The sequence below is a fragment of the Aeromonas sp. S16(2024) genome (genome assembly GCF_041403065.1).
Classification (GTDB): domain Bacteria; phylum Pseudomonadota; class Gammaproteobacteria; order Enterobacterales; family Aeromonadaceae; genus Aeromonas.
The window spans coordinates 109,049-115,048 of the sequence record NZ_JBGLQX010000018.1; the positions used below are offsets into that span (position 1 = coordinate 109,049).

General features: G+C 61.8%; 6 protein-coding genes. 4 read left to right on the plus strand and 2 right to left on the minus strand.

Annotated features, from left to right (window positions below; genetic code table 11):
• Positions 1 to 94 precede the first annotated feature (94 nt).
• Positions 95 to 781, plus strand: coding sequence for an aquaporin Z (gene aqpZ, locus ACB030_RS14590; protein ID WP_371160749.1), 687 nt, complete (start codon positions 95 to 97; stop codon positions 779 to 781).
• Between the two features lie 119 nt (positions 782 to 900).
• Here the strand turns inward: aqpZ and ACB030_RS14595 are convergent, their stop codons facing one another.
• Positions 901 to 1,599, minus strand: a complete 699-nt coding sequence (locus ACB030_RS14595; RefSeq protein ID WP_371160760.1) for a lytic transglycosylase domain-containing protein — start codon at positions 1,597 to 1,599, stop codon at positions 901 to 903.
• 326 nt (positions 1,600 to 1,925) lie between these two features.
• Between ACB030_RS14595 and ACB030_RS14600 the strand changes: the two genes are divergently transcribed.
• Positions 1,926 to 2,366 carry a GNAT family N-acetyltransferase gene (locus ACB030_RS14600; protein WP_289976245.1) on the plus strand — a complete coding sequence of 147 codons (441 nt, stop codon included), beginning with the start codon at positions 1,926 to 1,928 and terminating at the stop codon, positions 2,364 to 2,366.
• Here the strand turns inward: ACB030_RS14600 and ACB030_RS14605 are convergent.
• Positions 2,357 to 2,908 (minus strand): DUF1439 domain-containing protein, encoded by a 552-nt coding sequence (locus ACB030_RS14605; protein WP_162520035.1) that lies wholly within the window; start codon positions 2,906 to 2,908, stop codon positions 2,357 to 2,359. The genes ACB030_RS14600 and ACB030_RS14605 overlap by 10 nt on opposite strands.
• Positions 2,909 to 3,004: 96 nt before the next feature.
• Here ACB030_RS14605 and cls point away from each other — a divergent pair, with 96 nt between their 5' ends.
• Both cls and ACB030_RS14615 read left to right on the plus strand, forming a co-directional pair.
• A complete protein-coding gene (gene cls, locus ACB030_RS14610; protein WP_371160752.1) occupies positions 3,005 to 4,486 on the plus strand; it encodes a cardiolipin synthase in 1,482 nt (493 codons plus the stop codon).
• Positions 4,487 to 4,593: 107 nt separating this feature from the next.
• Complete coding sequence (locus ACB030_RS14615; protein ID WP_371160754.1) at positions 4,594 to 5,862, plus strand: DUF945 family protein; 1,269 nt, start codon at positions 4,594 to 4,596, stop codon at positions 5,860 to 5,862.
• Positions 5,863 to 6,000 lie beyond the last annotated feature (138 nt).

Here is a 6,000-nt window from a genome sequence, read left to right on the forward strand (position 1 = left end):
CACCACACTCCCATAATATGGCGCCTGTTGAATAGCAGTGTCCGTATGAGCCTTTTCCTGGCTCCTGTTCTAGTCATCATCGGGAGATATGAGAGTGAAACCATTTGCAGCTGAATTTATGGGCACCTTCTGGCTGGTGCTGGGGGGCTGTGGCAGTGCCGTGCTGGCTGCCGCTTTCCCGAATGTGGGGATAGGCCTGCTCGGGGTTTCCCTGGCGTTCGGTCTGACCGTGCTGACCATGGCCTTTGCCATAGGTCACATCTCTGGCTGTCACCTGAACCCGGCCGTGACCCTGGGTCTGTGGGCCGGTGGCCGTTTCCCTGCATCGGGCGTCGTGCCTTACATCGTGGCTCAAGTCCTTGGCGGGATTGCGGCGGGTGGTGTGCTCTATGTGATCGCCAGCGGCCAGGCCGGGTTTGACGTGAGCGCCGGCTTTGCCTCCAACGGTTATGGTGAGCACTCACCGGGCGGCTACAGCCTGCTGGCGGCACTGGTGTGTGAAGTGGTGATGACCGGCTTCTTCCTGTTCGTCATCATGGGTGCCACCGACAGCCGTGCACCGGCTGGCTTTGCCCCCATCGCCATCGGTCTGTGCCTGACCCTTATCCACCTCATCAGCATTCCGGTGACCAATACCTCGGTGAACCCGGCTCGCAGCACGGGTGTGGCACTCTTTGTGGGTGACGGGGCCGTCAGCCAGCTCTGGCTGTTCTGGGTCGCTCCCATCGTCGGTGCCATTCTGGGGGCATTGGCCTATCGTGTGATCGCCACCAAAGAGTGAGCTGTCACTGAACTACGTGTGGTATCGACACGCCTGAGGGCGTGTTTTTTTGTTTCTGGCGGGCAGCAAAACCGGGGTGACCCCGGTTTTATCTTTTTCTAAGGAAGAGGATGAGGGGCTTATAGGCCCCGTGCGCTCAGCATCTCTTTATAGCGCTGGTGCAGCAGCTTGACCCGCTCCACATAGGCGCGAGTCTCTGCGTAGGGCGGTATGCCACCGTGTTTTTGCACCGCACCGGCCCCGGCGTTGTAGGCGGCCGTGGCCAGGGCGACGTTGCCGTCATACTGCTTGAGCAGGCCCGCCAGGTATTTCACCCCGCCGAAGATATTCTGCTCGGCCAGCAGGGCATTGCCGACCCCGAGCTCGCGGGCGGTTGCCGGCATCAGCTGGGTCAGCCCCATGGCCCCCTTGCGGGAGACGGCCAGCGGGTTGAAGGCGGATTCGGCGTGGATCAGCGCCCGGATGAGGGCGGGCTCCACCTGATAGGTCTTGGCCGCCGCCGTGATGGTGCTGGCATAGTCGTAGAGGAAGAGACCTGTGGTGCGCCAGTTGACCCTGGAGGCGGGATCGCAGGCGTAGCAGTCATTGAACAGCAGCAGCTCGTAATGACCCTGCTCCGGCATCATGTCGGAATAGCGCACCACACCGTTCTTTTGCACCGACTTGTAGACCTGGATCTGGCGCGCGGCGGGGGGCGGTGCGGGCTCTGCCACCTTGGGTGACGGGATCGACTCGGATGTCAGGACTACCACCTCGGCCGGTGGCGGCGTCTGACTCCAGGCACTGAGGGGGAACAGCGAAATGGCTCCCAGCAACATCCATGCTTTCAACGGCTTGCTCCTTAAGCCTTGTTAGCCACGTTGAGTAAAGCATCCGGGGCGAGGCAGAACAAGGGCCCCGGCGGCGAGTCGCAAGAAAAGCCCGGGCAGAGGGGGCCACCAGCCCCCCGAGGTGGATGGCCCCGCTTCGCAAGGGGCAGCGGATGGCGCCGCAACTCGCCAGCTGGCTATTGGCTTTTTTGTAAGTTAAAGGCGTGTTATCTTGCTGCTGCTCCACTCTGGTCTGATCTCTTCGTGGGGCCGGTTGATGGGTCAAGAGAGGGCCAGGTGGCCAGAGCAAAATGGGTATGAGAAGCAGGCGGGCGATGGAGCTCAGATTCGAAGAGTACTGTGATGCGGATCTTTCCCTGATCAGGGACTATTACGAGACGACGTTTTCCCACTATGTACCGGATCTGGCCGAGCGGATCTTCGTGGTACGTGATGCCCATTGGCTGGTGGGGGCCGTGCGCCTGCGCGACGAACAGGACTATTACCACCTGTGCGGTTTCCGGCTGTTGCCGCACTACCAGTCATTGGGGCTGGGTTCCCGGCTGCTGCAGCATGCCTGCAGCGATCTGCTGGACAAGCCCGTGATCTGCCACGCCTTGCCCTTCGAGAAACCCTTCTACCTCAAGGCGGGCTTTGCCCACCTTCCCCTGCATGAACTCGACGGACCGCTTCATACCCTCTACCACCAGCAGCGCGAACAGGGTTACCAGATCGAGCTGCTGGTGCGTCAGGCGACGGCCACTGTCTACAACTGATCCTTCGGCTTGGTCAGCAGGTGGATCTTGCCCGGTGACAGCTCCAGCCCCAGCAGATTCTCCTTGAGCCAGGCCTGGTTGGGATCCTTGTCATCGAGCTTGTAGACGGGCTGGGTCTCCAGCCGCTTCTCCATGCTCTGCAGCAGCATTCTCAGCATGAAACCGAACTTCTGCTCCGCCGCCGCCGGCTCCAGCTTGTAGTCAATCAGCTTCATGTTGTCGAGGAAGAGCGCGCTCTGGGCCTTGTCGTAGCGCGGCCTTGCCTCATAGGTCATGTTCAGCAGCGCGTCGTACTGGGTCTGGTCCGGCAGGGAGATCTTCAGTTTCCCCTTGCCAAAAACCCTGGCGGTATCCGGACTCTGGCGACCTATCTGGACATCGCTCTGCTCGAGCTGGACATGGGCCTTGATGATGCCGGGCAACTCCAGCTGTTTGTCGACTTGCACCTGGGATTGCAGGTACTGGTTTATCTGTTGCTCATTGATGTCATATGAGCCTTGACCTAGCATGGCCAGACTCAGCAGCATAGATTGCAGGATCATGCTAACGACCTGATAGAATGGGTTTGTCCCACAGCATACCATTGTGGCCCTGCGGGATCTGCCCATGCCCTTTGTTCAACACACCAAGGAGTCGTCTTGCTCGACGGTCTGGAATACGACATTCAGTTGCTGTTCTCCCGCTTTCTCGGCTGGCTGTTGCTGTTGTTTCACACCGTGATAGTGGCGGGGATCTCCCTGCGAGTGGTGATGAAGCGGCGCCCCATCGGCGTCTCCCTCGCCTGGCTGGCGCTCATCTATGCCATCCCCTTCGCCGGGGTCGGCTTCTATGTGCTGTTTGGGGAGATACGGCTCGGCCGCAGGCGGGCCGAACGTGCCCAGGCCATGTACCGCCCTTACGCCATCTGGATCCGCCAGCTCGCCCGCCTCTTTCCCCAGCACTGCTGCGAGGTGGGCAGCAAGGCGCGCCCGCTCCATGATCTGATCCAGGGGCGGCTGGCCATGCCCATGCTCTCGGGTAACCGGATGACGCTGCTGCACAGGCCCGACACCATCATTCAGGAGATAGTGCGCGACATCCGCGGCTCCTCCCAGTCCTGCTACCTGGAGTTCTACATCTGGCATCCCGGCGGGGACGTGGACGCGGTGTGCGAAGCCCTTGTCGAGGTGGCGGCGCGCGGCGTGGATTGTCGCTTGTTGCTCGATTCCGTCGGCAGCAAGGCCTTTTTCCGCTCCCATTGGCCAAGAACGCTGCGCTCGGCCGGGGTCAAGGTGGTGGAGGTGCTGCCGGTCGGGGCCTGGCGTATTCCGTTCCAGCGCCAGGACTTGCGCATGCACCGCAAGCTGGTGGTGATAGATGACAGGGTCGGTTACACCGGCTCCATGAACATGGTGGATCCCCGCTTCTTCAAACAGGATGCCGGTGTCGGCCAGTGGGTCGACATCATGATCCGGGTGCAGGGGCCAGTGGTGCCCCTGATGTGGTCCACCTTCGTCTGGGACTGGGAGATGGAGACCGGTGAGCGGCTGCTCGACAGCCTGCAGCACGAACCCGAGGCCTGGCCGCAAACCAACTATCGGGCCCAGCTCATTCCCTCCGGCCCCTTCGTCGGCGGTGACTGCATCCAGCAGAGCCTGCTGCTGGCCATCTACCAGGCGCGCCACCACCTGGTGCTGACCACCCCCTATTTCGTACCGGACGATCCCCTGGCGGCGGCGCTCTCCTCGGCGGCGGCGCGGGGCGTGCTGGTGCAACTGGTGCTGCCGGCGCGCAACGACTCCCTGATGGCCAACCACGCCAGCAACTCCTTCATGGAGGATCTGCTGGCGGCCGGGGTCGAAATTTACCGCTATGATGCCGGTCTGCTGCACACCAAGAGCGTGCTGGTGGACGACGACTTCGCCCTGGTGGGCACGGTCAATCTCGACAGACGCAGCCTCTGGCTCAATTTCGAGATCACTCTGCTCATCGACAATCCGGTGTTTGTCGCCGAGATGAATCAGCTGGTGCAGGGCTACATGCTGGAGGCGACCCCCATGTCGCTGACCCAGTGGCGGGCCCGCCCATGGTACAAAAAATTGCTGGAGAACATCTTCTACCTGTTCAGCCCCTTGCTGTGACAGTCGAGAATGGGTCATGAGCCGGGATCTGGCTTGCTTGTGTTCCCATCCTCCCCGTAGAGTGCGCCTAGGCACCCGCCATAGAAAAATCAGGAGTAAGAGAGCAGATGAAAAAGACAGTGGCCATGGCTGCCGGAGCGGCATTGGTGGTGGGTGGGCTGGGCGCCTGCTGGTACACGGGCAATGCCTTCGATCGCATCCTCGGGGAGCAGATCCTGAGGGCAAAGCAGGAGAGCGGCGTCGAGATCACCTGGTTGCCCACCAGCGAGAACCTGTTCACCCGTGATGGGGTGCTCAAGGTGGTGGTGACACAGGAGACGCTGGCGAGTTTCGATCCCCAGATGGCGGGAAGCGACCCCATCGAGCTGCAGCTGCGCGTCAACAGCCGCCTGCTGCCGCTCTACATCAAGAGCAACATGCTGCTCGACACCTCGGCAGGGACCCTGGCTCCCGTCTTCACCGCCCTCGGCATGCAGCAATGGCAGCTTGGCCTGGAGTCGGCCAGCAGCCTCTGGACCATGAGCAACAGCTCCCGTTTCTGGGCCAGCGACTTCAAGGTCAAGGAGGGGCTCAACGAGTTCAGCTTCCTGCCCCTGAGCGGGGATTATCGCGGGGATCTCGATGGCAATGGCCACCTGGTCTTCCAGTGGCTGGGCATGACGGTCCACGATGCGCAGAGCAAGATGGATCTGGCCCTGGCGGATCTCAAGGGCAGTGCCGACATGGCCGAAATCAGCGGCATCTGGCTCTCTCCTAACAGCGAGATGACGCTGTCCGCCCTCTCCTTGCAACTGCCGGAGAGCGTCAAGCTCTCGTTGCAGGGGGTCAGCACCAACACCCAGCTGGCGGGGGACGATGCCCAGACCCTCTCCAGCCGCTATCAGATGAAGGTGGCGACCCTCAACCTGGAGAACGAGAGCGACAGCCTGGCACTGACCCAGGGAAGTCTGGATCTGGCGCTCAAGGGGCTGGATCTGGAGGGCTATCAGACCCTGCAGGAGGCCAGCAGCCAGCGGGTGGACGAGGCGGCTATCCAGGAGGCGCTGGACAAGATGCTGCAACGGGGCGCCACGCTGGAGCTGACCGATCTCAGCGCCCAGCTCAACGGCGAGCCCGTCAGCCTGAAAGGGGAGGCCAAGCTGGCGCCAACGACCCTGGCACAGTTGATGGGAAGCGAGGAGGGGATGCAGGCCCTGTCCGGGCTGCTCAATGCCAGTCTCGGCGACCAGCTGGGCAAGGCGGTGCCGCAGCTGGCGCCCATGCTGGCCCAGTTCACGGCCCTGGGTTATCTGAAGGCGGAGCCGGCGCACCTCAATGCCGAGCTCAAGCTCGACAAGGGAGTGGTCACCATCAACGGTCTGCCCCTGCCTCAATAAGCGCAGGCAGACGAAAAAGGCTCCCTCGGGCTGTCTCTTGATCACAACTGTTGATGCGCAAGAGACAGCGCCAGTTCATAGCCTTCAAGGAGGGTCTCTAACCTAAACCAGCCCTCCCATAACACCGCTATCGAGGCT

Coding starts and splice junctions, on each gene's coding strand:
- ACB030_RS14615 (WP_371160754.1), top strand. CDS start 4,594: ATGAAAAAGACAGTGGCCATGGCTGCCGGAGCGGCATTGGTGGTGGGT.
- ACB030_RS14595 (WP_371160760.1), bottom strand. CDS start 1,599: ATGTTGCTGGGAGCCATTTCGCTGTTCCCCCTCAGTGCCTGGAGTCAG.
- ACB030_RS14600 (WP_289976245.1), top strand. CDS start 1,926: ATGGAGCTCAGATTCGAAGAGTACTGTGATGCGGATCTTTCCCTGATC.
- ACB030_RS14605 (WP_162520035.1), bottom strand. CDS start 2,908: ATGATCCTGCAATCTATGCTGCTGAGTCTGGCCATGCTAGGTCAAGGC.